27 protein-coding genes are annotated in these 25672 nt (G+C 33.5%); 22 read left to right on the top strand and 5 right to left on the bottom strand.

The features are described from left to right. The first annotated feature begins 192 nt into the window (after positions 1–192). The 15 genes from accB to SPD48_RS13750 all read left to right on the top strand — a co-directional run bounded on the left by accB (position 193) and on the right by SPD48_RS13750 (position 14192). Positions 193–699 carry an acetyl-CoA carboxylase biotin carboxyl carrier protein gene (accB, locus tag SPD48_RS13820; protein WP_336258713.1) on the top strand — a complete coding sequence of 169 codons (507 nt, stop codon included), beginning with the start codon at positions 193–195 and terminating at the stop codon, positions 697–699. An 18-nt stretch (positions 700–717) separates the two neighbouring features. After that, positions 718–2073 carry an acetyl-CoA carboxylase biotin carboxylase subunit gene (gene accC, locus SPD48_RS13815; protein WP_336258712.1) on the top strand — a complete coding sequence of 452 codons (1356 nt, stop codon included), beginning with the start codon at positions 718–720 and terminating at the stop codon, positions 2071–2073. A gap of 153 nt (positions 2074–2226) precedes the next feature. Beyond that, entirely contained in the window at positions 2227–2586 is a 360-nt protein-coding gene (nusB, locus tag SPD48_RS13810; protein WP_336258711.1) for a transcription antitermination factor NusB, read from the top strand. A gap of 14 nt (positions 2587–2600) precedes the next feature. After that, positions 2601–3455 (top strand): bifunctional methylenetetrahydrofolate dehydrogenase/methenyltetrahydrofolate cyclohydrolase FolD, encoded by an 855-nt coding sequence (gene folD / locus SPD48_RS13805; RefSeq protein ID WP_336258710.1) that lies wholly within the window; start codon positions 2601–2603, stop codon positions 3453–3455. Beyond that, on the top strand, positions 3452–4801 hold the full coding sequence (xseA, locus tag SPD48_RS13800) for an exodeoxyribonuclease VII large subunit (RefSeq protein WP_336258709.1): 1350 nt from the start codon (positions 3452–3454) through the stop codon (positions 4799–4801). The genes folD and xseA overlap by 4 nt, the downstream gene beginning before the upstream one ends. A gap of 28 nt (positions 4802–4829) precedes the next feature. Then, complete coding sequence (gene xseB, locus SPD48_RS13795; protein ID WP_442962160.1) at positions 4830–5024, top strand: exodeoxyribonuclease VII small subunit; 195 nt, start codon at positions 4830–4832, stop codon at positions 5022–5024. 5 nt (positions 5025–5029) lie between these two features. Further along, the gene (locus SPD48_RS13790) at positions 5030–5914 is read left to right on the top strand and encodes a polyprenyl synthetase family protein (protein ID WP_336258707.1); all 885 of its coding nucleotides are present in this window, start codon (positions 5030–5032) and stop codon (positions 5912–5914) included. 715 nt (positions 5915–6629) lie between these two features. After that, positions 6630–7217 (top strand): hypothetical protein, encoded by a 588-nt coding sequence (locus tag SPD48_RS13785; RefSeq protein ID WP_336258826.1) that lies wholly within the window; start codon positions 6630–6632, stop codon positions 7215–7217. Positions 7218–7230: 13 nt separating this feature from the next. Beyond that, positions 7231–8049 carry a TlyA family RNA methyltransferase gene (locus SPD48_RS13780; protein WP_336258706.1) on the top strand — a complete coding sequence of 273 codons (819 nt, stop codon included), beginning with the start codon at positions 7231–7233 and terminating at the stop codon, positions 8047–8049. Between the two features lie 22 nt (positions 8050–8071). After that, complete coding sequence (gene ahrC / locus SPD48_RS13775) at positions 8072–8521, top strand: transcriptional regulator AhrC/ArgR (protein WP_336258705.1); 450 nt, start codon at positions 8072–8074, stop codon at positions 8519–8521. 21 nt (positions 8522–8542) lie between these two features. Then, entirely contained in the window at positions 8543–10240 is a 1698-nt protein-coding gene (recN, locus tag SPD48_RS13770; RefSeq protein ID WP_336258704.1) for a DNA repair protein RecN, read from the top strand. A 140-nt stretch (positions 10241–10380) separates the two neighbouring features. Next, complete coding sequence (gene spoIVB, locus SPD48_RS13765) at positions 10381–11658, top strand: SpoIVB peptidase (protein WP_336258703.1); 1278 nt, start codon at positions 10381–10383, stop codon at positions 11656–11658. A gap of 119 nt (positions 11659–11777) precedes the next feature. Further along, on the top strand, positions 11778–12572 hold the full coding sequence (gene spo0A, locus SPD48_RS13760; protein WP_336258702.1) for a sporulation transcription factor Spo0A: 795 nt from the start codon (positions 11778–11780) through the stop codon (positions 12570–12572). A gap of 438 nt (positions 12573–13010) precedes the next feature. Then, positions 13011–13199 carry a hypothetical protein gene (locus tag SPD48_RS13755; protein WP_336258701.1) on the top strand — a complete coding sequence of 63 codons (189 nt, stop codon included), beginning with the start codon at positions 13011–13013 and terminating at the stop codon, positions 13197–13199. Between the two features lie 183 nt (positions 13200–13382). Next, the gene (locus SPD48_RS13750) at positions 13383–14192 is read left to right on the top strand and encodes an inositol monophosphatase family protein (protein ID WP_336258700.1); all 810 of its coding nucleotides are present in this window, start codon (positions 13383–13385) and stop codon (positions 14190–14192) included. 2 nt (positions 14193–14194) lie between these two features. Here the strand turns inward: SPD48_RS13750 and SPD48_RS13745 are convergent, their stop codons facing one another. Beyond that, a complete protein-coding gene (locus SPD48_RS13745) occupies positions 14195–14368 on the bottom strand; it encodes a DUF5325 family protein (protein WP_336258699.1) in 174 nt (57 codons plus the stop codon). 138 nt (positions 14369–14506) lie between these two features. Between SPD48_RS13745 and SPD48_RS13740 the strand changes: the two genes are divergently transcribed. Next, positions 14507–14797 (top strand): YlaH-like family protein, encoded by a 291-nt coding sequence (locus SPD48_RS13740; protein WP_336258698.1) that lies wholly within the window; start codon positions 14507–14509, stop codon positions 14795–14797. Positions 14798–15045: 248 nt separating this feature from the next. Here SPD48_RS13740 and SPD48_RS13735 read toward each other — a convergent pair whose 3' ends face one another. Then, positions 15046–15255 carry a YlaI family protein gene (locus SPD48_RS13735; protein ID WP_336258697.1) on the bottom strand — a complete coding sequence of 70 codons (210 nt, stop codon included), beginning with the start codon at positions 15253–15255 and terminating at the stop codon, positions 15046–15048. A 116-nt stretch (positions 15256–15371) separates the two neighbouring features. On the opposite strand from SPD48_RS13735, the gene SPD48_RS13730 reads away from it, so the two are divergent. Continuing rightward, positions 15372–15647 (top strand): hypothetical protein, encoded by a 276-nt coding sequence (locus tag SPD48_RS13730; protein ID WP_336258696.1) that lies wholly within the window; start codon positions 15372–15374, stop codon positions 15645–15647. Between the two features lie 57 nt (positions 15648–15704). Here SPD48_RS13730 and SPD48_RS13725 read toward each other — a convergent pair whose 3' ends face one another. Together SPD48_RS13725 and SPD48_RS13720 are read right to left on the bottom strand one after the other, a co-directional pair. Continuing rightward, the gene (locus SPD48_RS13725) at positions 15705–16286 is read right to left on the bottom strand and encodes a YhcN/YlaJ family sporulation lipoprotein (RefSeq protein ID WP_336258695.1); all 582 of its coding nucleotides are present in this window, start codon (positions 16284–16286) and stop codon (positions 15705–15707) included. Between the two features lie 179 nt (positions 16287–16465). After that, a complete protein-coding gene (locus tag SPD48_RS13720) occupies positions 16466–16954 on the bottom strand; it encodes a hypothetical protein (protein ID WP_336258694.1) in 489 nt (162 codons plus the stop codon). Between the two features lie 248 nt (positions 16955–17202). On the opposite strand from SPD48_RS13720, the gene SPD48_RS13715 reads away from it, so the two are divergent. From SPD48_RS13715 to SPD48_RS13700, 4 genes are all read left to right on the top strand, one after another. After that, complete coding sequence (locus SPD48_RS13715) at positions 17203–17496, top strand: YlaN family protein (RefSeq protein ID WP_336258693.1); 294 nt, start codon at positions 17203–17205, stop codon at positions 17494–17496. A gap of 284 nt (positions 17497–17780) precedes the next feature. Further along, positions 17781–18959, top strand: a complete 1179-nt coding sequence (locus SPD48_RS13710) for an FtsW/RodA/SpoVE family cell cycle protein (RefSeq protein ID WP_336258692.1) — start codon at positions 17781–17783, stop codon at positions 18957–18959. Beyond that, the gene (gene pyc / locus SPD48_RS13705) at positions 18947–22390 is read left to right on the top strand and encodes a pyruvate carboxylase (protein ID WP_336258691.1); all 3444 of its coding nucleotides are present in this window, start codon (positions 18947–18949) and stop codon (positions 22388–22390) included. Before SPD48_RS13710 ends, pyc begins: the two co-directional genes overlap by 13 nt. A gap of 154 nt (positions 22391–22544) precedes the next feature. Then, a complete protein-coding gene (locus SPD48_RS13700) occupies positions 22545–23231 on the top strand; it encodes an RluA family pseudouridine synthase (protein ID WP_336258690.1) in 687 nt (228 codons plus the stop codon). 24 nt (positions 23232–23255) lie between these two features. Here the strand turns inward: SPD48_RS13700 and SPD48_RS13695 are convergent, their stop codons facing one another. After that, positions 23256–24227, bottom strand: coding sequence for a COX15/CtaA family protein (locus SPD48_RS13695; protein WP_336258689.1), 972 nt, complete (start codon positions 24225–24227; stop codon positions 23256–23258). A 475-nt stretch (positions 24228–24702) separates the two neighbouring features. Here SPD48_RS13695 and cyoE point away from each other — a divergent pair, with 475 nt between their 5' ends. Further along, entirely contained in the window at positions 24703–25632 is a 930-nt protein-coding gene (cyoE, locus tag SPD48_RS13690; RefSeq protein WP_336258688.1) for a heme o synthase, read from the top strand. The last annotated feature ends 40 nt before the right edge of the window (positions 25633–25672 follow it).

Raw genomic sequence — 25672 nt, 5'->3', positions numbered from 1 at the left:
AGATAAGTATTATGAAGTTCCTTCTTATTTTGTCATACTCTTAAACGTTTAAGTTATACTCAAGTTATTGTACAATCAATAGGGAGCAAACTAACAGGGTTTTCGAACAATACATAAAAATTTGAGTTGTTCGCAATAAATTATGTTAAAATAGAATTTAATATGTAAATTATGCAAAAAGGAGAGTTAGAAATGCTAAAAGTACAAGAATTAAGAGAAATAATTAGACTTATTGATCAATCTTCAATAAGTGAGTTTGTTTATGAAGATAATGGTTCAACTATAACAATTAAAAAACCTACAGTAGTTCAAAATAGTAATGCAGTACAAGAAATTATACATACACAACCTGTAGTACAAGCTCCTATAGTTGAGGAAAAACAACCAGAACCAACGAAAGAAGTACCAAAACAACAAGCGAAAGAAGAGGTCGTTGAGACAGTAGAAGATGACGACAGTATCGTCGAAATTGTTTCTCCGATGGTTGGAACATTCTATCGTAAACCATCTCCTGAAAGCGATCCATATGTAAAAATTGGCGACAAAATTGATGAAAATACAATCGTATGTATCGTAGAAGCAATGAAGTTATTTAACGAAATAGAAGCAGAAGCTACTGGAGAAATTGTAGAAGTTCTAGTTGGCGATGGTGAACTAGTAGAATATGGACAAGCACTATTCAAAGTTAAAACAAAGTAATGTGAGGGGACGATATAAGTGATTAAAAAAGTATTAATCGCTAACAGAGGTGAAATAGCTGTTCGAATCATTCGGGCATGTAAAGAATTAGGGATTCAAACAGTAGCTGTATACTCCGAAGCGGACCAAGACGCATTACATGTTGAACTTGCTGATGAAGCTTATTGTATCGGCCCAGCGCCTAGTGCAGAGAGTTATTTAAATGTAACAAATATTATGACAATAGCTACCTCAACCGGCGTTGATGCAATCCATCCTGGATATGGATTTTTAGCTGAAAATGTAGACTTTGCTGAAATATGTAAAGAATGTAATGTTAAATTCATTGGTCCTTCGCCTGAAGCGATACAAAAAATGGGTATTAAAGATGTAGCTAGAAGAACAATGAAAGATGCGGGAGTGCCAATTGTACCAGGCTCTGAAGGAATATTACAAAATGAGGAAGAAGCAATAAAAGTAGCAGAGGAAATAGGGTATCCAGTTATTATCAAAGCAACTGCCGGAGGTGGGGGTAAAGGTATTCGGGTAGCCTATAATCAAGAAGAATTAATTAATGGTTTCCGTATTACTCAAAAAGAAGCTGAAACAGCTTTTGGTAATCCTGGAGTTTATTTAGAAAAAAACATTGAAGATTTTCGTCATGTTGAAATTCAAATCCTTGCCGACGAACATGGGAATGTTATCCATTTAGGAGAAAGAGACTGTTCGATTCAACGCCGTTTACAAAAACTAATTGAAGAAACTCCATCACCGGCAATTACTCCTGAAATTAGAGAAGCAATGGGAGATGCATCTGTCAAAGCTGCCAAAGCAGTAAATTACGTTGGTGCCGGGACGATTGAGTATATTTTTAATCGGAAAAATAAAGAATTTTATTTTATGGAAATGAACACTCGTATCCAGGTAGAACATCCAGTGACTGAAATGGTTACAGGAGTAGATTTAATTAAAGAACAGATACGAATTGCAAATAATGAATCTTTATCTATCGAACAGGATGAGGTTCAATTTAACGGTTGGTCTATAGAATGTAGAATTAACGCTGAAGATCCTTTTAAGAACTTTATGCCTTCTCCTGGGAAAATTGATATGTATCTTCCTCCTGGTGGTCTTGGAGTACGAGTAGATTCAGCTGTATACCCTAGTTATACAATTCCACCTTTTTATGATTCAATGGTGGCTAAACTTATTACATATGGGCCTACTAGGGAAGAGGCGATCCACCGTATGAAACGTGCGCTGGATGAATTTGTAGTAGAAGGAGTCCATACAACAATTCCGTTTCATTCAAAAATCATGGATCATGAAGTATTTAAACAGGGAGATTTTAATACAAACTTTTTAAAAGATAATCCAATCGTTCAAGATAAATAAGATTTTTTTCTTTTCAGAGGTCAAAAGGGTTTCCTTTTGACTTTTTCTTCTTGATAAAAGAGAGGAAAAATATTTAATATTTGTTTCTTCTAGCATTGTACGAATAAATTTGATACGATTTTTAAAGATTATACAAATTAGAGGAGAAATTTTATGGATCGTAGGTCAGCAAGAGAAGAAGCATTTAAAATTTTGTTTCAAGAAGATATTAATTCAGATATAGAAATAAATGATAAGGGAATGAATTCTTATACGAAGATTGTTGTGTTTGGAACAATAAAGAACAAACAAGAGATTGACCATCGTATAAGCAGTCATTTACATAATTGGTCCTTTGAAAGGATTCCGTTAGTTGAGAAAGCGATATTACGAATAGCAGTATATGAAATGGACTATTTAGATGACATACCTATTGGAGTGTCTATAAACGAGGCAGTCGAATTGGCTCATAAATATGGAGATGAAAAATCTGGTAAATTCATCAATGGTGTGTTATCAAACATAATTAAGTAGAAGGAGGATTTGTCATGCCCGCTGAAATTATTAATGGTCAACAATTAGCAAAAGAATTAAGAGACAATATGCGAGAAGAAATAGTACAACTAAAAGAGACAGGTCTAACTCCTCATTTAACAGTTATCTTAATCGGGGATGATCCGGCTTCACATTCTTACGTAAAGGGGAAAGAAAAGGCATCTGCAGAAGTCGGTATTTCTTCCAATATTATTAGGTTAAATGCAGATTTATCTGAACAAGAATTGCTTAATAAAATAGTTGAGCTTAATCAGGATGACCACGTACATGGAATTTTAGTTCAATTACCATTACCAAACCATATTGATGAACAAAAAGTTATTGAAACAATTGATCCTGCAAAAGATGTTGATGGATTTCATCCAATTAATATTGGGCGGATGATCGTTGGACAAGATGCATTTTTACCATGCACGCCATACGGCATTATTCAAATGTTAAAATCAAAAAATATTGTCATAGAAGGCAAGCATGTTGTCGTAATAGGAAGAAGTAATATAGTAGGCAAACCCATGGGACAATTATTATTAAATGAAAATGCAACGGTTACGTATTGTCACTCACGAACAAACGATTTAAAATCAATTACCAATCAAGCAGATATACTTATTGTCGCAATTGGTAAAGCAAATATCATTGATAGTTCGTATGTTAAAGAAGGTGCTGCTGTAATTGATGTTGGAGTAAATAGAAATACAGATGGAAAACTTACAGGAGATGTTGATTTTGAGGATGTTAAACAGAAAGCATCTTTTCTTACCCCTGTGCCTAAAGGTGTCGGTCCGATGACGATAACTATGTTGTTAGCAAACACAATTAAAGCGGCAAAGGGATTGAATAAAGGGTGAAGGAAAAATATTTATCCGTTACAGCTTTAACTCGATACGTAAAGAGAAAAATTGAACTTGATCCTCATCTACAAGAAGTTTGGCTAAAAGGGGAAATATCTAATTTTAGTCATCATAGTCGCGGGCATATGTATTTAACGATCAAAGATACGAATGCTCGAATTCAGGCAGTGATGTTTTCAAGTGATAATCGGCAGTTAAAGTTTAGGCCTGAAAATGGAATGAATGTATTATTAAGAGGTCATGTTAGTGTTTTTGAGCCTTATGGCAACTATCAGTTTTATATTAAAAGTATGGAGCCAGACGGGATTGGTGCTTTATATTTAGCGTTTGAGCAATTGAAGGTCAAATTGGAATCGGAAGGATATTTTGAACTGCAGCATAAACGCCAAATCCCTAAATTTCCACGTCATATAGGTGTTATTACTTCACCTACCGGAGCAGCGGTACGTGATATTATTACGACAATCAAGCGAAGGTTTCCCATCGTTCAACTAACTGTTCTTCCTGTATTAGTCCAAGGTGGAGAAGCGGCACCTTCTATCGTAAAAGCTATTGAAAATGCATGTTCTTTAGAAATGTTTGATACGCTTATTATCGGTAGAGGGGGAGGTTCAATTGAAGATTTATGGAGTTTTAATGACGAAAGAGTAGTTAAGGCTATTTTCCATTCAAAGATTCCTATCATAAGTGCGATTGGCCATGAAACCGATGTTACAATTAGCGACTTTGTTGCGGATCTTCGTGCTGCAACACCAACAGGTGCAGGAGAGTTAGCTGTACCTTCCATGCAAGAATTGTCAGATACTGTCCATCATCTAAAAGCTCGGTTAATTAAATTAACACAATTGACAATAATGAAAAAAACCGAATCTTTACAGGTGTTAAGAAAGTCATATGCATTTCATTATCCAAAACATTTGCTCAGTGATAAAGAACAATATGTGGATCGATTAACTGAAAAGCTACAGACTAGTTTCTCATCGATTATTAAAATAAAGAAAACTGAATATGAACATCAGTTAACTCGAATAAAAGCACAACACCCTAAAAAAGTACAAGAATTAGCAAAGGGAAATCTTCTGAAATTAAAAGAAGATTTGCATAAATACAGTGAGGCAATTATTGAAAAGAAAACACAAAATCTCCTTTCATATATCGATAAGCTATCTTTACTTAACCCATTGTACATTATGAAGCGAGGATTTGCTCTTCCAATTAATGAAAAGGGAAAAATTATTAAATCAGTTGATCAAGTAGCTATTAAGGAACATGTGGAAATTAAAATGCAAGATGGTTCAGTCCACTGCTTAGTACAAAATAAACGGAGGGATAATATTGGATGAAAGAAAAGAATTATCCTTTGAAGAAGCAATTATAAAGTTAGAAGAGATCGTTTTAAAACTCGAAGAAGAAGATGTACCGCTTGAAAAAGCGATTGAATATTATCAAGAAGGCATGAAATTATCAAAATTATGTGATGATATTCTTGAAGATGCACAAGAAAAAATGACACAGATTTTAAAGGATGGAAATGAGATAGAACCATTCGAAATACAGGGGGAATAAGACTCGTGTCGATATCTATTGAGAAATATATTGAACGTGGAAAGCTTATAATTGAAGAGCAAATTAACCAGGTACTCATCGAAAAAGAAATCCCAACTTCACTAAAAGAGTCGATGAAGTATTCATTATTCGCAGGTGGAAAAAGGTTGCGTCCGATTCTATTATTTGCCAGTTACAACACGTATGCTGAGAATATAGAGAAAGTATACAAAACAGCGGCTGCTTTGGAAATGATCCATACGTATTCATTAATTCACGACGATTTGCCGGCAATGGACGATGACGACTACCGTAGAGGTAAACTAACAAATCATCGTGAGTTTGACGAAGCGACAGCCATATTAGCAGGAGATGCCTTACTTACCTATGCATTTGAACTTATTGCAGATGACCCAATGTTATCTGATACAGAAAAAACATTTCTCATCAGTTCTTTAGCAAAAGCAAGTGGTCCAGAAGGAATGGTTGCTGGTCAAGTGTTAGATATGGAAGGAGAAACAAAGGTCCTTACTTTAGAGCAACTTGAAAAGATCCACGAACTTAAAACAGGTAGATTGATTTCATTTGCCATTACGGCAGGCGCATATTTGGCAAAAACTACTACTGAGCAGCAAACATATCTTGAAAATTATGCTCATTATTTAGGACTTATATTTCAAGTTCAAGATGATATACTAGATGTCATAGGAGATCCAGATAAATTAGGAAAACCGGTCGGCAGTGATGAGTTAAATGAGAAGAGCACCTATCCGAATTTATTAGGACTTGAGGGAGCGGAACAACAAAAAGAAAAGTACAAAGAAACGGCAAGAAATTCACTAAAACGTGCAAATGCAACTGATTCTTATTTAGAAGATTTATTGCTTTATTTCGGAAATAGAGACCATTAATAAGCGTAAATGAATATAGATTTTTATATCATATTATGGTATACTATCTATTACTAAAGGAATGGTGCAGTATCCTAGTCAGTCCTCCTATCCTGAAGGCGGGCCTAAAAATCTGCCAAAGGGCATATCGATGAAGTTCCTTGTGTTGGCTTGAGGCGCCCAGCCTTGGGTTAATGCTGGGAGTTAAGGTTTATGGGCGATCCACAAAGGCATGTGGGCGTTGACCCATTAACCGCGGAGGCCCATCTCTGTCCTTGATGCTTAACGTGGCTGATAGTATGGAATGGGGTATGAACCTGTCCATAAAGATTATTATTAATCTTTACAAAATTAGACAGCGTAGCCTGCCTTGAGTGGCATCCGAGGGGATTAGAGTTTATTTTGGGAAGTAATTAGTTGGCCACTAATGCTTTTCTATGTTACCTCTATGAAATCGGTGCTGCAAAAGAGGCTAGGGATAGGCTAAAGACTGTTAGAGGAAATCTCCTAGGCTGTTCACATCGACATTTAAAAGGGATTATAGTGCGGACTAAGTGGTAATCCAGTCTAACTTTTGGCGACAAAGTTAAAATAGATTTAAAAGGGAACTGCCTTTGGTGGCGACGCCAGGTATCTATTTGGGAAAACCTACTGGACCTAAGCCGCAGTCTTAACCTATTAAATGGCCATTCCCGTACATATTTTATTACAAGTAAGGCAGGGCCTTTGAATGATTATGAATGAAAAAATAAAACGTTCGATAAGATTTAGTTTAACAATAGCCGTTATCACTTTTGTGTTAGCGGCTATTTTTTCAAGTTTATCTTCTTCCTTGTTAAACAATGTTTCTTGGTTAATAGGTTTGATTCTTGTTTTATTTATTGTATTAATCGGGATTGTATTCGATATGCTCGGAATAGCATCTACCGCAGCAAATGAAGCTCCACTTCACGCAATGGCAGCTGAAAAAGTTACAGGAGCAAAAGAAGCAGTAAACATCTATAAAAATGCAGACAAATTCGCCAGCTTTTGTAATGACGTAATTGGAGACATATCTGGTATTGTAAGCGGAAGCGCCCTAACTATCGTTATTTTAGATATTACTAAATTGATTCATGGTACGGCTGAACCGACTCCTCACATTATTTTATCTGTTGTCTTAACAAGTCTAGTGGCAGCATTGACTGTAGGAGGGAAAGCGTTAGGTAAATATTTTGCAATCAATTCCTCGACTCAGATTATTTTATTAGCTGGAAAAATAATTTATTTTATAGAAGAGAAACTAAAAATTAGAGTTCTTCCGAAAACGAATAAGAAAAAGTAAAGGATTTTATAACATGGGAAAAGAACGATTAGACGTACTATTGGTAAAAAGAAACTTAATCGAAACCCGGGAAAAGGCCAAACGGATGATTATGGCTGGACAAGTTTTTACTCAAAACGAACGATTGGACAAGCCGGGTATGAAAGTGAACGAAGATATACCTTTAACTGTTAAAGGTAAGATAAAATATGTTAGTCGTGGTGGATATAAGCTAGAAAAAGCATTGACAGACTTTCAAACAAACGTTGACAACAAAATTATCGTGGATATTGGGTCTTCAACAGGTGGCTTTTCTGACTGTGCACTTCAAAATGGTGCAAGTCTCATATATGCTATAGATGTTGGGTATAATCAATTGGACTGGAAAATACGAAGTGATGAGCGGGTAATCGTTCATGAAAGAACTAATTTCCGGTATGTAACAAAAGAACTATTTGTTCAAGGGCTCCCTAATTTTGCGATGATTGATGTATCTTTCATTTCCTTGCAGTTAATTTTACCGGTACTTAAAAACTTTTTACAAAATAATGGTGAAGTAATTACATTAATTAAGCCGCAATTTGAAGCGCCGAGAGAACAAGTAGGGAAAAAAGGTGTGATTAGAGATAAGCATGTTCATCGTTCAGTTCTAAAGCAAATTATAACTTTTGCTAAAAATGAAGGTTATTCATTTTTGAATTTAACATACTCTCCCATTACAGGGAGTGAAGGAAATATTGAGTTTCTAGCGCATCTCGGATGGAATAGTAATAAAGCAGAGGTAACAAATGAACTTGATGAAGTGATTAAAGAGGTTGTCATTGAAGCTCATGAAACTTTAAAAAAAGTGTAATTTTTTCTTTTGGAGGTATATAATGAGTAAAATTAAGCGACATATTAAAATTAAAGAAATCATTTCCGAGAACGATATAGAGACTCAGGATGAATTAGTTAATCGATTAAAAAATTTAGGCTTTAAAGTAACCCAGGCAACCGTATCACGTGATATCAAAGAACTTCATTTAGTTAAAGTACCTTCTTCTACAGGAAGATATAAATATAGTACCCCAACTGAACATCGTTTTAACCCACAAGATAAATTAAAAAGACTTATTATGGAGGCATTTGTAAGCATTGATCACGCATCTCACTTTATCGTATTAAAAACATTACCTGGAAATGCTCATGCTCTTGGTGTTATTATTGATGACCTCGATTGGGAAGAAATAATGGGCTCCATCTGTGGGGATGATACATGCTTAATTATTTGCCGAACAGAAGAAAACGCAAGAGAAATAGAGCAACGCTTTTTAAATTTGTTATAAAACGATAGTGAGGTGACTAGATTGTTAACGGAACTTTCAATTCGTAATTTTGCTATAATAGATGATATTTCAATTACTTTTCATGAAGGCTTAACTGTACTTACAGGAGAAACAGGAGCAGGTAAGTCGATTATTATAGATGCGGTTCAATTGTTAACGGGTAGTCGAGCTTCTGTCGATTATGTAAGATTTGGCGAGAAAAAAGCAGAAATTAATGGATTGTTCACTTTGACTGAAAATAAACATCAAATTTATGATATGTGTGAAAATTACGGTATAGAAACAGAAGATGATATGTTAGTATTGGAGCGTACTATTACAGATAAGGGAAAAAGTATCTGCCGGATAAATGGTAAGATTGTTACGTTAACTGTTTTAAAGGAAATAGGTCAATTATTAGTTAACATTCACAGCCAACATGATACGATTCATTTAACCGATAAACGAAGCCATATTCATCTGCTTGATCTTTATGATGTAGAAAAAACGCTCCCATTAAAAGAACAGTATCTAAAATTATTTGAGCATTATACTTCTTTATATAAAAGATATCGGAGCCTAAGTTCTGACGAACAAAAAATGGCTCACCGCCTGGATTTATTACAGTTTCAATTAACTGAGTTAGAACAAGCTGATTTACAAGAAGATGAAGATATTAAATTGATGCAAGAACGGGATCAATTACAAAATTATGAAAAGATCTACCATTCTGTGCAAGAAGCCTATTTTGCATTATCCGGAGAAGGAAAAGGGATAGAATTAATTGATGTCGCGCAGAACACATTACAAGCCGCAAAAGAATATGACCCGTTTATTCAAAAACAGGCTGAGGATTTAACAAATATTTTTTATAATTTAGAAGAAATTGGATTTTCCTTACGTAATTTTATTGACGAATTACATTTTGATGAAGAAAGACTGAACGAAATCGAAGGAAGATTAAATGAAATTAATCGACTTAAGAAAAAGTATGGTTCTTCCGTTCAAGAAATCATGGAATACAGAGACAAAATTACTTTAGAATTAGAAGAAATACAAAATAAAGATTCTCATATTGAAAACATCCAGAAGGAATTAGAGTCAATAAAAGAGAAAGCGCACTTGGTGGCAAGCAAATTAAGTGAACAACGAAAAGAAATAGCAGCTTCTTTAGAACAAAATATTCAATTGGAATTAAAAGATTTATATTTACAAAATGCCCAGTTTTCAGTTCAATTTGATAAACTGAATGTTCTAACATTAAATGGTATCGATGACGTATCATTCTTAATATCAACCAACCTAGGCGAGCCATTAAAAGAACTTTCGAAAATAGCATCGGGTGGAGAACTTTCTCGAATCATGCTCATTTTGAAAAAGATATTTGCTAAACATGACAATATTGGGACAGTAATATTCGATGAAATTGATACTGGAGTAAGTGGAAGAGTTGCTCAAGCTATTGCTGAGAAGATGTATCAAATATCATTATTTACCCAAGTCCTTTGTATTACACACCTCCCTCAAGTTGCAGCTATGTCAGATCATCACGTACTTATTAAGAAAGAAGAAAAGCAAAAACGGACATCGACGCATATGAAAGACTTAAGTAAAAAAGAAAAAATTCAAGAATTAGGAAGAATGATGACTGGAGCGACATTAACCGATACAGCTATTGAACACTCTCAAGAATTACTCGATTTAACGAAAAATTATAAAGAATCCATAAAAGCTAACTGAAAAAGTTGGCTTTTTATTTTATAACAGGTAATGTTACACATCTTTTCTTATCTTTCTCTCGTTTAAAAAGACTGGTTTTAGGTCAAATTAAAGATACGGTTAAAAGGTATGGGATAAAGAGAAGAGGAGAGTGGACGAAATTGACATCTAAGAGTAAAATAAGGGCCTCAATTGGTATTTTACTTCTTATTTTATTTTTAATTTTCCCCTTTTTAACTGACATGAAGCAATACATCTCCATTCCCAATGAAATGATCACATTTCAAAGCGAACAACCGATGTCCATTCCAAACTTAGGAAACAATTATACAGTCACGACTGATAACTCTATTGTAACACGGGACTCTAAAATTTATCCTAATGAACAGGGAGAAACGACCTTAGTATATAAAAAGGCAAATATCCCTGTAAAAAAAGTAAATGTATCGGTACTAAATGGTAAAAAGGTCATACCGGGCGGGCAATCTGTCGGGGTTCAGTTACACACATTAGGTGTACTGGTTGTTGGTCATCATCTTGTTAAGAATAATGATAAATCAAAATCGCCGGGGGATGAAGCTGAAATTCATGTTGGGGATGTCATATTGGAAATGAATGGAAATAAAATCAAGCATTTAGAAGACGTAAAGCCCATTGTGACAAATGCAGGAAAAAATAATGAAAATATACTCGTTAAATTAAAACGAGGTCAAGATATTATTGAAACCAAATTACAACCTGCATTAAATAATAAAGATAATAGTTATCAAATTGGTCTTTATATAAGAGATTCTGCAACTGGGATTGGCACTATTTCTTTTTATGATGAAGATTCTGGTAAGTATGGAGCTTTAGGACATATAATTTCTGATTCCGATACAAAAAAACCAATTGAAATTCATAATGGAAAAATTGTTCGTTCTTCAGTTACTTCTATTGAAAAAGGGAATCAAGGCATTCCAGGTGAGAAACAAGCTAAATTTTCAATGAAAGATAAACAATTAGGGACAATTACTAAGAATAGTCCATTTGGTATTTTTGGTATACTTGATCCTACAGTTTTAGAAGGGAATCAACAAAAGCCTATGGCGATCGGGCTGTCTCACGAAGTGAAAAAAGGACCAGCTCATATATTAACTGTTGTTGAAGGAGAAAAGGTCGAAAAATTTGATATAGAAATTGTTAACACAATCCCTCAAAAATTTCCTGCAACAAAAGGAATGGTCATAAAAGTAACGGACGAACGACTATTAGAGAAAACAGGTGGAATCGTTCAAGGAATGAGTGGAAGTCCTATTATTCAAAATAATAAAATAGTTGGCGCAGTAACTCATGTTTTTGTGAATGATCCGACATCCGGTTATGGAGTCCATATTGAATGGATGTTAGAAGAAGCAGGCATTGATATTTATAAAGAAAAAGAAGCACAAGTTGGTTAATTTTTCAAAAGCTTTCCAAAAAATAGGAAAGCTTTTTTTATATAAAAAAGAGGATTAATGTTGAAGATGTCGAATATATACATTAGCTAGCAAAACAAAGAGGATGGTGTGATAAAAAAGTGGACAAAATTTCTGTTGGTATTGTAGACGATAACCGGGAGCTTGTACATATTATGGAAGACTATTTAAATGAACAAGAAGATATGGAAGTTATTGGTGTTGCGTATGATGGGAGAGAATGTATTAATCTGTTAGGAGAGCTTGACCCTGACATATTAATTTTAGATATTATTATGCCACATATTGATGGTCTTGCCGTGCTTCAAAAGGTAAGGGAAATGAAACATAAGAAAAGTCCGAATATTATTATGTTAACTGCTTTTGGACAAGAAGAAGTTATGAGAAAAGCGGTTGAATACGGAGCATCATACTTTATTTTAAAACCTTTCGACTTTCATCATTTAGTGGAAAAAATTAGAGAAGTTCATTCTCAAAACGCTGAAAAAACTCATACGAAAATTTCAGAAGTTAATCGTACACCTCGTAAAGAAAAAGACAATATTGAATCTAACATAACGAATATTATGCATGATATTGGAGTGCCAGCACATATTAAAGGATATCTTTATTTAAGAGAGGCAATTACAATGGTATATCATGATATAGAATTATTAGGTTCAATTACGAAAATATTGTATCCGGATATTGCCAAAAAGTTTAATACAACCGCTTCTCGTGTAGAACGAGCGATCAGACATGCAATTGAGGTCGCTTGGAATCGAGGAAATATAGATTCGATAACCGAATTATTTGGTTATACGATTAATGTGTCTAAGGCTAAGCCGACAAATTCGGAATTTATTGCAATGGTTGCAGATAAATTAAGATTAGAACATAGGGTTGAATCGTATTAATAATAAGTAAATAAAATAGTCAAATCAATAATGGCTGCTAAAAAATCGCAGAGAACAGAATTCATAAATGGATTAAATTTCATTCAAAATTGTACCAATTAGTTTCGTCCAGATCTACTCCGTTTTCCTCAATGTAATAATTTCTTAAGATTGTCCAAACTTAAAAATGGATTTTCGGCTGATGCTTTCCCTATTGGAGTCTCCGAATATCCGTCTTTTCTTTACTTCTGTTTGTCCGAGCCTGAAGTAAAACAACGCAATTAATGCGTTGTTTTTTTATTCCTTAATTATTGAGTTTATAACTGCTTTATTTGGGGAATGAATAATATAACAATAGGAAGAATAAAATAAATTAAAATATGATAGATAGCTATTTAGAATACACCAATTTTAAAAAACATCATATAGATAATACTATCTACAAAGGATGTGAGTGTTATGAAGTATGTAATCGAACAGGTTAGAAAAAAAGAAAGTCGTCAAATGTTGTCTGTAGTTCGTATGGAAATAGATTATGAACTTGTAGCACTGTTTGATGCAATGAAAATGAAAAATGAAGAAGAAATAAACAAATCAAAAGAAAAACTCAATTATTTAGTTAAAAAACTTAAAGCACTTTCTACCTAAAATAATGATCTAACTCAGGATTTAATCGAATCCAATGATAAATAGTAAGAGTTTTGATACAATGGTTGGTAATTACAAAATTCGAAGACTTCTTATTTTTTAAAAAGAAAAGGAGTTTTACGACATTATCGATTCTATAAAAAGAATAAAAACGCCCTAATCGATAAAAGCGGAGGTAAATGAATGGACGTAATTACTAGAGAAACCTTGTTCAACAGAGTTAGAGCGTGGATATTAGAGGCAGGTGCTATTATTCGTAACCAAATAAATGATCCACTTGAAATTAATACGAAATCCAACCCGAAAGATTTAGTAACGGAAATGGATCGTAAAGTGGAATTTTTTTTTGCCAGTAAAATTAAACAGTATTATCCTGAACATTTACTATTGAGTGAAGAAGGGTATGGAGATACGTTTGAGAATGTTTCAGGCACTGTTTGGATAATTGATCCGATAGACGGTACGATGAATTTTGTTCATCAAAAACAGAATTTTGCAATCTCTATCGGTATATACGAACATGGAATTGGTGAAATTGGTTTCATTTATGACGTTATGAATAATAATCTGTATAGTGCATTAAGAGGGAATGGTGCATTTAAAAATACAAAAAGATTAGCTCCATTAAATAAAAACAAAACGATTCATGAGTCTATTATTTGTTTGAATCATTATTGGCTTACGAAAAATCGAATAGTAGATGAAACAGTTATGCAGCAATTAATAAAAGATGTACGGGGAACTAGGACGTATGGCTCTGCAGCTTTAGAATTCGCTTATGTTGCAGAAGGTGTTGTAGATGCATACATATCGATGGGATTGGAACCTTGGGATATTGCGGCAGGAAGAATAATCATTGAAGAGGTAGACGGAGTGACAACAAATATAAGTGGAGATAAGGTAAACATGCTGGAACGAACATCGATATTAACGTGTAATCCAAGCATTCAAAAAGATCTTATACATACATACTTATTAAAAGCAAAAAAGTGACTTTAATAGTCACTTTTTCTTTTGAGAAAAATTCCATATCCCATAAGAGCAAAACCAAGTAAAATAAATAAAATAATTAATAGTACACTTTCATAAGCAATGGCAACACCGACTAAACAAAACATAAGCACAACTAAAATAGCCAGTAATAACATCGGAAAGTTAATTTTTTTCATTTTAAACACCTCAACTTCATGTCCTATAAAGTATATAATATTTTATTTAAAAACGAAACATAATTGATGGTATACAAAGCTTATATTTAGTATAGTAAGTAGTGGACAAGATACTAATGAAATATGGCGGGGGAAAATATGGGATCAATTATATTTAATTTTTATGTCGATAACTTTGGAACAGATCATATACTTTGGTTTTTTTACATTGTAAATCTTATTTTAAGTGTGATCGCGTATAAATTAGGATTTGCGCGACAATTACCTTTACTAAAATCGATCATTGTTTATACTTTACTTGCAATTGGAGTAATCGTAATAACATTATTTAGTTTAGTTAAATATCCAATGACTGAGACATTAATTATTATATCGATTGTTTTAGGTATATATCGATTTCGATTACATAGAGAACGAAAAAATGATTAATCAGAGGCTGGAAAATAATATAACTAGCAACTGAGAGACGAACAATTTGTTAGTATAGCATAGGAAATACACGCAGACTCCGCATCGGTTAAAAGCTGCTTCTCGAGTCTTTTGTAGCGACTCGAGAGGAGGAGCTACAGATCTTTTGGCTGTGCACGTGAAAAGCGGTTATTTCCTAAGCTGCATATAAATCTAACAAAGTCGTCTTTTTTATTTTTCCAGCCTTTTTTGAATCACTCTAACAAGGTTTACTGGAAATCTTTCACTTCATGTTTATTTTTAGAGCTATATAGATGAAATTTTCCAGTATCGTAACGCTTTTTAGTTTTTTCAGTAATTCGATCATTACATGATTTACATAAATAAGATTGTACTTTTCTATTTAATAAACGCTTCGCTTGCAAAGAACTATCTTCAATGCTTTCAATTTTATCACAAAGTATGCACTGAACTTGCACGATTTTCACCTCAAAATTGTAATATAAATCCACTATAACATAATGTTTATTAAAAGTGTGACAGGGTATTCTATAACTACGATAAATATGCTTCAAATTGAGAGGAATGATTATAAATGAAAAAAAGATATGTATTACCGATAATTGGAGCGGCGGCAACAATAGGTGTAAGCTATTTAATGAAAAATAGAGAAAATAGTTCTTCCGATTCCGAAAGTAGTACAACTGACACTTTTGTGCAAGCCGGTATTCCAGATCAAGTTAATAAGGAAGACCGTACACAGCTTGAAAACGCAAAAATGGTCTCGGAAGGATCCCAATTTGGTGTGCAATATTTCAATAAAACTGCACAAGAAGAGATTGAAAATTTATCAAAAGAATTTAATGAATAAAATAAAAAAAGTAGAGGGTAAAATGCATTTCCTCTACTTTTCGTTTTGATTTCTATTTTATCGATTGGACTGTTCTCGCTGTATTTGGTCCAATTTTTGTTTATCTTCTGCAGGTGTTTTTTCTTCATTTTCATCTCTTTCTTCGGGACGATTTTCTGGTACTGGAAAACTTGGCATATATCTGCCAACAATTTCAGCTAATTCATCTACAACACCAGATATCGGGTACCCTTGTCTAATTTTATCATTCATTTCTCGTAGACGTTCAGGCATATCTGCATCAGCCACTACGACAGCAGTTTTTCCATAAGGATCATGTTGAAGAGCTTCATTTACCGAGTATTTGATCGTTCCTACACGCTGTCTTTCAGTCGCCTCATCAATATCAATTCCTACAACAGCATATGGACCAGCAACGATTGCTGCTGCATCATTTACATCTGGCACTTCGATAGCTAAAGTAGCAAGATGAGATGCGATTTCTTGGTTTGTTAAGTTATAATTTTCCTCATAACTTGATTGTTCAACCCCGATATTTTTATTTGGGTTTGTATTGGGAGTTGAATTTGAATTATTTAGATTACAGCCGACAAGAATACCTCCTATAAATAGAAGAGATAAAAGCGTACGAAAATACATAATTTAGTCTCCTTTACTAACAAATCCATTTGTTCATTCATATTGTTAGTAAAAGAACCCCTTTTATACAATAAAATTCAAAAAGAAATAAATTTTGTTTACATTAAAAAAACACTCTGGTTGTTTGATTTGTCTCACAACCAGAATGTTTAAATATGTAGTAAAATATATTAGGATAATTAATCAATTATAATTTCGTAAATACCTTTTATTGGTGTTTCTTTATTTGATCCATCTCCAAAAAACAAATGAACAGGTCCGTCTTCTTTCAAAGGTTTACCTTCGAGAGCAAATAAGAAGTAGGCTGATTCTAATTGATCTGTACTAATTACTACGTCATCCTCTTTTGTTTTTAATATTGCTCTTGATGCATCATTATTTATTTCTGCTGTTTTTATAAAGTCTGCAATTGGCATGACAAATGAGTTTGTCAGCGTTTTTTCTTTATCAAAACGATTAATACTATTATTAACAGGAGGTTTAATTTTCTTTTGAAAATAAATTTCTTGATCAAATAATTCCGCTGCTTTTGCCAATTTATCTTCCTCAGGTTGATCTTTTCGTTCAATGAATGCTTCTTCCAAAATAACTTTACGATCATCGAAAATCCACACTGTTGGATCTAATGTGATAGGAAAACGGATATTGCCCTTTAATTGTACAATCATACTTACACCTCTTTATAATATATCTCTTCTTAGAATATCAAAGTTAGGACTACATTTCACTAAAATGAATTCTTATCTCCCAAAAAACTAGCTATAATATAACTAACATAATCATATTATCATATATACAATAATACTTGTTTACTATTTGCAATTTATCGTATATAACGATACTATTATTTTAAAGTGTATTGTCCACATTGAGTCTAATAATAGATATTTATAATGTGATGGAGGGAATGAAGTAAATGCCTCAAATTACGATGGTTCAGCGTGAGAAAGCATATTCGTTACTTAGAGACGATGCTGAAAAAATTCTACGACTGATCGAAGTTCAAATAGATAACTTAATGACACCGCAATGTCCGTTATATGAAGAGGTTTTGGACACCCAAATGTTTGGTTTATCAAGGGAAATAGATTTCGCTGTTCGTTTGGATTTAATAACAGAAGCGGAGGGTCGAGAGTTACTCGATAATTTAGAACGAAAATTAAGTTTTTTACATGAAGCGGCACAAAGAACAATTGAATTAAAAAAATAACAGTGATAGATAGAAAAAACTTTGCATTGAGGGTGAATAAGCAAAGTTTTTTTATTTATGTTATTTTTTAATTAAATCCATTTATTTTAGCAAGAAATAATCTTATTCTTAGTAAAATGTGAACAAATTGTGAAATTATGAAAAAAACCTTTGAAATTTTCGAACTTTTCATGTAACGTTGTTAGTTAAAATGAAATAATGCTCTAGCATTTAAGACAAAATTCCCATATAATTTATATATACATTTTTTCTGTATAGTCTTAAAAATGTTTGGGGTGTTATTTGTGAAAGAGAGAATGAAAGGCTATGATTATACGCTTATTATCACACCCGTTTTATTAGCTGGATTCGGGATTGTGATGATCTATAGTGCAAGTATGGTTTCAGCAGTAGTAGATGGTCTGGATAGTACATATTATTTTTTTAAACAACTTCAGTGGTTTGTTCTTGCCTTGATAGGATATATATTTTGTTGTATATTTCCATATAAATATTATCAAAATTTGACAAAAACAATCATTGTAATTAGTGGAATCCTTTTAATTGCTGTACTCCTCTTTGGAGAAACCGCAAATAAGGCGACACGTTCCATTGAGCTTCTAGGTTTTAATATCCAACCATCCGAGTTTGTTAAGTTGGCTTTAATTATTTACTTGGCATCAGTCTACTCAAAAAAACAGCAGTATATCAATGACTTTAAGAAGGGAGTATTACCTCCACTCTTTTTAACGGTTGTAATGGTAGGATTAATTGTATTACAGCCGGACATCGGAACAGCTACGATTATTTTATTAATCGTTGGAACGCTTATTATTAGTTCCGGAATTCGAATGAAACATATCTTGTTGTTGGGCTTATTTAGTAGTGCAATTATTTTAATGATCTTCCCCAAAATGATAACCGAAACTCGAATTGCACGTTTTACAGGTGCATATCAGCCTTTTTTAAATCCTGAATCAGAAGGATTTCATCTCATTCAATCATATCTTGCTATAGGTGGGGGCGGATTAAGTGGTGAAGGTTTAGGACAAAGTATACAAAAATTAGGTTATCTATGGGGAGCTCATACTGATTTTATTATGGCAATCGTTGCAGAGGAGCTTGGAATCTTTGGCGTTATCATTGTTATAGGTTTAATTACAGTCATCGTTCTGAGAGGTCTTTATATTGCTAAGAAGTGTAAAAATAGTTTTGGATCGTTGCTGGCAATTGGAATATCATCTATGATCGGATTTCAAGCGATCATAAATTTAGGAGCCATTAGTGGCCTATTACCAATTACAGGAGTAACTTTACCTTTCATCAGCTACGGTGGTTCATCCTTATTAGTATTAATGCTATCGATGGGAATATTGAATAATGTTGCAAGAACAGTTAATTTACAAGAACAAGAACCAAAAGTAATTGAAACGGAAGATTTAAATACATATAGACATAGGAGAGGAAGTACATGGCCAATATAAAAAAAATCAATAAGATTTTAGCTGCAAATAGGGGTGAAATTGCAATTCGAATATTTAGAGCTTGTACAGAGCTTGATATTCGAACTGTTGCCATATATTCCAAGGAAGATTCTAGTGCACTTCATCGATATAAAGCAGATGAATCATATTTGATTGGCGAGGGTAAGGGTCCAATTGAAGCATATTTAGATATTGAAGGCATCATTGAGCTTGCTAAAAATGTTGGTGTTGATGCCATTCATCCTGGATATGGGTTCCTTGCTGAAAATATTCATTTCGCTAAACGTTGTGAAGAAGAAGGAATTATTTTTATTGGACCTACGAGTGAACATCTTGATATGTTCGGCGATAAAGTAAAAGCAAAATCTCAAGCGGTTAATGCAGGATTACCAATTATTCCAGGTTCGGATGGACCAGTCTCTTCTATATCCGAAGTTGAAAAATTTGGAGAAAATGCAGGATACCCTATTATTATTAAGGCATCGCTAGGCGGCGGTGGGCGAGGAATGCGGATTGTTCATCATAAGGGTGAGTTACAGGAAGCATACGAACGTGCTCGTTCTGAAGCAAAAACCGCTTTTGGTAACGACGAAATATATGTAGAAAAATTCATTCAAAATCCAAAACATATTGAAGTTCAAATAATAGGGGATGAACAAGGAAATATTGTTCATTTATATGAAAGAGATTGTTCTGTACAAAGACGTCATCAAAAAGTCGTTGAAGTTGCACCTAGTTTATCTCTATCAGATGAATTAAGAGACCGAATTTGTGAAGCAGCTGTACAACTAGCAAAAAATGTAGGCTATATTAATGCTGGTACAGTTGAATTTTTAGTAACTGGAGAAGATTTTTATTTTATTGAAGTGAATCCACGAATTCAAGTGGAACATACAATAACTGAGATGATTACCGGGGTAGATATTGTTCAATCTCAGATTAAAGTGGCAGAAGGACGTAGTCTGCATGATCCTGTTGTCGGAATTCCAAAACAAGAAGACATTCGAACAAACGGTTATGCAATTCAGTCACGAGTAACAACAGAAGATCCATTAAATGACTTTATGCCAGATACAGGCAGGATAATGGTATATCGTTCTGGCGGAGGATTTGGAGTTAGACTTGATGCTGGTAATGGATATCAAGGTGCGGTTATATCGCCTTATTATGATTCACTATTAGTAAAAGTCTCTACTTGGGCGCTGACATTTGAACAAGCTGCTCAAAAAATGGTGAGAAATTTAAAAGAGTTTCGTATTCGTGGAATAAAAACAAACATTCCTTTTTTAAAAAATGTTATTTTGCATAAACAGTTTGCTTCGGGTGAGTACGATACTAATTTTATTGATGATACACCAGAGCTTTTTGTGTTTCCAAAACGTAAAGACCGTGGAACAAAACTGTTAACGTATATTGGGGATATGACGATAAACGGGGTAGATGGCGTCCCTAAAAAAGAAAAACCAAGATTTTCACCAATTCATATTCCACATGTAAATCATTTGGATGAAATACCAACGGGAACAAAACAATTACTTGACGAACATGGACCAGATTATGTGGCTAATTGGTTAAAGAATCAAGAAAAAGTGTTGCTCACTGATACAACATTTAGAGATGCTCATCAATCGCTATTGGCTACTCGTATAAGAACAAAAGATTTAGAACAAATTGCTGAACCTACAGCTCGCCTTTTACCTGAGCTATTCTCTGTAGAGATGTGGGGAGGAGCAACATTTGATGTAGCGTATCGTTTTTTAAGAGAAGACCCTTGGACAAGGCTTTTGCATTTACGTGAAAAAATGCCAAATATTTTATTCCAAATGTTACTTCGAGCAAGTAATGCTGTCGGATACAAAAATTATCCTGATAACGTGTTATTTTCCTTTGTTGAAGAAAGCGCTAAAGCAGGAATAGATGTGTTCCGTATCTTTGACAGTTTAAACTGGTTAGAAGGAATAAAACCTGCTATAGAAGCAGTTAGAAATAGTGGGAAAATTGCCGAGGCATCAATTTGTTATACAGGGAACTTACTTGATAAAGGTAGAGGAAAATACGATCTTGAGTATTACACAAAATTAGCGAAAGATCTTGAACAATCTGGTGCCCATATTTTAGGAATTAAAGATATGGCTGGACTGTTAAAACCGGAAGCAGCATATCAATTAATTACTGAATTAAAGAACACATTGGATATTCCGATTCATTTACACACTCATGATACAAGTGGAAATGGTATCTATATGTATGCACGAGCTATTGAAGCAGGAGTCGATGTAGTTGATGTAGCATGTGGATCTATGGCTGGATCAACCTCACAACCAAGCGCACAATCTTTGTATCATGCGTTAGAAGGAACGAAAAATCAACCAGATATCAATGTCAATAATTATGAAGAACTTTCGTCTTATTGGGATGGGATTCGTGATTACTACCAAGACTTTGAAAGTGGGATGAGATCTCCTCATTCAGAAGTTTATTTCCATGAAATGCCGGGAGGACAATATAGTAACTTACAACAGCAAGCAAAAGCGGTAGGATTGGAAGAACGTTGGGATGAGGTAAAGAAGATGTTCCGAACTGTAAATGATATGTTTGGTGATATTGTAAAAGTTACACCTTCTTCTAAAATTGTTGGCGATATGGCTTTATTTATGGTTCAAAATAATTTAACGGAAAAAGATATTTATGAACGCGGAGAGTTTATGGATTTTCCTGCTTCTGTTATTGAATTCTTCCAAGGGGATATAGGTCAACCTTATGGAGGTTTTCCTAAAAAGTTACAAGAAATTATACTAAAAGGAAGAGAAAAAATTGAGGTTCGTCCAGGAAAATTACTAGAGCCAGTAGATTTTGAAAAACTAAGAGATGAGTTATTTGAAAAACTTGGGCGTGAAGTAACAAGTTTTGACTTGATTGCCTATGCACTGTATCCTGACGTTTTTATGAGCTATCATAACTTCACCACGACATATGCAGATGTATCAGTACTTGATACACCAACTTACTTTTACGGAATGCGTTTAGGTGAAGAAATCGAAGTTGAAATTGAACAAGGTAAAACGTTATTTATTAAGCTTGTTTCTATTTCTGAACCACGATCAGATGGAACGAGAGTAATGTATTTTGAACTAAATGGGCAATCACGAGAGATAATAATTAAAGATAAAAGTATTACATCACAAGTAGCCGAGTTACCGAAGGCTAATAAAGAAAAACCAAAAGAAATTGGAGCAACTATGCCAGGTACTGTTGTTAAAATTCTTTGCTCAGAAGGAGATAAAGTAGAAAAAGGGGATTATTTGCTTATCACTGAAGCAATGAAAATGGAGACGACTATTCAAGCGCCATTTAAAGGTGTTATTAAACGAATCCATGTAAGTGATGGAGCAGCTATTTCTGTAAATGATCTACTTCTCGAATTCGAATAAGTATGATAAGGTAGGTAGAAGTTTGATACTTCTACCTATTTTCTTTTTACACTAAAATAGATATAGTTTAATTTCATCAATCAAAAAACGGATAAATACTATGGAGTAAGAACAGGAATAATTACAGAAAGAAAGGAAGTATAGGCTGATTAATATGGAAATACCAATCTTATATGAAGATAATCATTTACTCATTGTAGAAAAACCGGTTAATGTACCTGTACAAGAAGACCGTTCCAAAGATCCAGATTTATTATCGATATTAAAAAAAGATATTAAAAAGAGATATCAAAAGCCTGGAAATGTTTATCTTAGTCTCGTTCATCGTCTAGATAGACCAGTCGGTGGAGCAATCATCTTTGCTAAAACGTCAAAAGCCGCTTCAAGAATGGCTAATATGCTTCGAAAGAGAGAGTTAGCAAGAACCTATTTAGCTGTTGTCCGAGGTAAGGTAACAAATGAAAAAGACACATTAATTCATTATTTAAAAAAAGACAGAAGAAAAAATGAAGTAGCTGTTGTAAATAGTTCTTCTCCAGATGCTAAAAAAGCAATATTACATTATAAAACGTTAGAACGTAAAAATAAGTATACATTGATGCAGATTATGTTAGAAACCGGTAGATCTCATCAAATTAGAGTTCAATTAAAAGAATTGGGTCACCCACTTTATGGTGATCAATTATATGGTAGTCACGTTAATAAAACAGGCCAACAAATTGCTTTATGGGCTCATCAATTGTCTTTTGTCCATCCAGTTAAAAAAGAAAAAATAATAGTCACTTCTAATCCACCACAACTGAACCCTTGGACGAATTGGGAGAAATCCTTAGTTCCCTAAAAAAATGAGATACAGGTAATTTACCTATATCTCATTTTTTGCTTCAATATTGTAAGTTGGAATATTATTTTTTACCGATACTTCATTTTCCTGCTTTGCACTTCGATAGGAGAGTAATATAAAGTAACTTAAATTACCAAAATAACAAGTGATGAACAATGCATGTAAAAGAGCGATCCATAAATTTAATTGAGTAAAGATAATCAATGCTCCAAATAGTACTTGAGATAGGATTAAAATTAAAGTAGAAACCCAACCCCAATACATGATTCGATTATCACGGTAATTTTTCATAACTTTAATGAAAAAACTAATTGTCCAAATTAAGAGTATCCCAGCAAGAAAGCGGTGCCCCATTTGTACCCATTGATGGAAATTGTAATCGGCAAAAGCGAAAGGTGCACTGTTGTTACAAAATGGCCAGCTTCCACAAACTAGGTTTGCATTAACATGTCTTACAAGTGCTCCGGTATAAACTACAACAGTCGTGAAAATAGTTAATAAATATATTTCTATGCGATGGTCTTTCTTAATAACTAATGTTGTAGCATCAAATTTTTTATCGATTTCAAACACAAGCAACATTAATAAAAATACGGCGGCAAATGAGATTAATGAAATTCCAAAATGAATGGCAAGTACAAAATCAGATTGTCCCCATATAACAGCTGCAGCCCCAATCAAACCTTGTAAAACCAAGGATGAAAAAGATAAGAATGCTAAAAATTTAACTTCACGAATATGGCCAATAACCATCCAAGATAAAACAGCAAGAAGTAAAACAGTCACACCAATAATGGAAGAAACCAAGCGGTGGCTATATTCTATAATTAATTCTGCAGTCACTTTGGTAGGAATTAATTCTCCGTTACAAAGTGGCCAGCTATTCCCACAGCCCATGCCTGACTCTGTTTTCGTAACAAGGGCACCGCCTAATAAAATGAATATCATACCTACCGTCGAAACGACCGATAGCCATTTAATTGTTCTAATCATAATAAATAGCCTCACTTTTTGTATATAATCCTATCTGGTTACAATTGATATAAGATAATTGTAATAACCAAATAATAATCAGTATTTTAATGACTATAATTAATCATACTGGCTATATATTGGATAAAGCAATTATTTTAGATCATAAAATTAACATTAGTATTTACTTGTCACAGATTTGTAATACTTTTTCTTGTTCCTGCCAAAATTCCTTTCATAACAATAGAATTCCTTGCAAATTCAAATGAAGTTTGATAAAAATAATGATAGAGGTTTCAAGTAGTATCTATTTGTACTTATGTTTTACTAAATACATTTTGGTATATGGAATCTGAAAAAGATGGTACAATAGGATACTGTGCAATGAATTCAATTATGTAAATAGGGGAAGCATCTATATTGAATAGAATATATTAAGATAGTGTATCTTTTTATATTTTTTTCATTTATAAAAGTGAAGGGAGGCTATCATGAAATGGCTAACGGAGAAGTTACACCTTCTTCTATAACAATCAACGAGTCTGCTAATTTAAATAATGGAAAATTTACAATGAAGGATGTTAAATCTGTCATTAAATTAGGTATAGTAAACTCCAATTTATTTACAGTTTTTGCAGGATATTGGCTTGCCCTTTATTTTACAAACACATCATTCATGGAAAATATCAGTTTATTTTTCCTGACAATGATTGGCAGTACATTAGTATTGATAGGTGCGAGTGTTTTAAATAATTGGTATGATGTTGATATTGATCCAATTATGAGTCGGACGAAAGAACGACCGACTGTAACCGGCAAAATATCATTAAACAATACGTTATTTATAGGTGTTACTTCTACTATATTAGGACTAATTCTTTTATATTTAACAACGGTAACCGCCGCAATCATAGCTTTTATTGGCTGGTTTACATACGTAGTTTTATACACAATTTGGTCGAAAAGAAGATATACCCTTAATACAGAAATTGGTTGTATATCCGGAGCAGTTCCACCATTAATTGGATGGGCGGCAATTAATCCAGATTTATTTCATATCGTTCCAATCATACTATTTTTAATAATGTTTATTTGGCAAACGCCTCACTTCCTTGCATTAGCAATGAAAAACTGTAAAGAATATAAAGCAGCAGGTATCCCTATGCTTCCTGCAGTACATGGTTTTGAATTCACAAAACGACAAATTGTCGTTTACATTGCATGTTTACTTCCCTTACCTTTTTTCTTAGGGGAATTAGGTAATACATTCCTAGCTGTTGCAACAACCTTAAATGTTGCTTGGTTAATCATCGGTTTTAGTGGATTCTTCATGGAAAATGTATTGAAATGGGCAAATTTTGTTTTCTTCTATTCATTAGGATATTTAATTATTATATTCTTAACAATGATAATTGTAGTAATATAATACATAGAGTCGAAAACAGCCCTTGATGAAAATTCAATGT

The sequence above is a fragment of the Pseudogracilibacillus sp. SE30717A genome, assembly GCF_037071985.1.
In the GTDB taxonomy this organism is placed as follows: domain Bacteria; phylum Bacillota; class Bacilli; order Bacillales; family Amphibacillaceae; genus Pseudogracilibacillus.
Note: the sequence above shows the minus strand (reverse complement) of the source record. Positions and strands in the feature narration are given on the sequence as shown.

Coding starts and splice junctions, on each gene's coding strand:
- accB (WP_336258713.1), top strand. CDS start 193: ATGCTAAAAGTACAAGAATTAAGAGAAATAATTAGACTTATTGATCAA.
- nusB (WP_336258711.1), top strand. CDS start 2,227: ATGGATCGTAGGTCAGCAAGAGAAGAAGCATTTAAAATTTTGTTTCAA.
- folD (WP_336258710.1), top strand. CDS start 2,601: ATGCCCGCTGAAATTATTAATGGTCAACAATTAGCAAAAGAATTAAGA.
- SPD48_RS13785 (WP_336258826.1), top strand. CDS start 6,630: ATGAATGAAAAAATAAAACGTTCGATAAGATTTAGTTTAACAATAGCC.
- SPD48_RS13780 (WP_336258706.1), top strand. CDS start 7,231: ATGGGAAAAGAACGATTAGACGTACTATTGGTAAAAAGAAACTTAATC.
- ahrC (WP_336258705.1), top strand. CDS start 8,072: ATGAGTAAAATTAAGCGACATATTAAAATTAAAGAAATCATTTCCGAG.
- SPD48_RS13755 (WP_336258701.1), top strand. CDS start 13,011: ATGAAGTATGTAATCGAACAGGTTAGAAAAAAAGAAAGTCGTCAAATG.
- SPD48_RS13750 (WP_336258700.1), top strand. CDS start 13,383: ATGGACGTAATTACTAGAGAAACCTTGTTCAACAGAGTTAGAGCGTGG.
- SPD48_RS13745 (WP_336258699.1), bottom strand. CDS start 14,368: ATGAAAAAAATTAACTTTCCGATGTTATTACTGGCTATTTTAGTTGTG.
- SPD48_RS13740 (WP_336258698.1), top strand. CDS start 14,507: ATGGGATCAATTATATTTAATTTTTATGTCGATAACTTTGGAACAGAT.
- SPD48_RS13730 (WP_336258696.1), top strand. CDS start 15,372: ATGAAAAAAAGATATGTATTACCGATAATTGGAGCGGCGGCAACAATA.
- SPD48_RS13725 (WP_336258695.1), bottom strand. CDS start 16,286: ATGTATTTTCGTACGCTTTTATCTCTTCTATTTATAGGAGGTATTCTT.
- SPD48_RS13720 (WP_336258694.1), bottom strand. CDS start 16,954: ATGATTGTACAATTAAAGGGCAATATCCGTTTTCCTATCACATTAGAT.
- SPD48_RS13715 (WP_336258693.1), top strand. CDS start 17,203: ATGCCTCAAATTACGATGGTTCAGCGTGAGAAAGCATATTCGTTACTT.
- pyc (WP_336258691.1), top strand. CDS start 18,947: ATGGCCAATATAAAAAAAATCAATAAGATTTTAGCTGCAAATAGGGGT.
- SPD48_RS13700 (WP_336258690.1), top strand. CDS start 22,545: ATGGAAATACCAATCTTATATGAAGATAATCATTTACTCATTGTAGAA.
- SPD48_RS13695 (WP_336258689.1), bottom strand. CDS start 24,227: ATGATTAGAACAATTAAATGGCTATCGGTCGTTTCGACGGTAGGTATG.
- cyoE (WP_336258688.1), top strand. CDS start 24,703: ATGGCTAACGGAGAAGTTACACCTTCTTCTATAACAATCAACGAGTCT.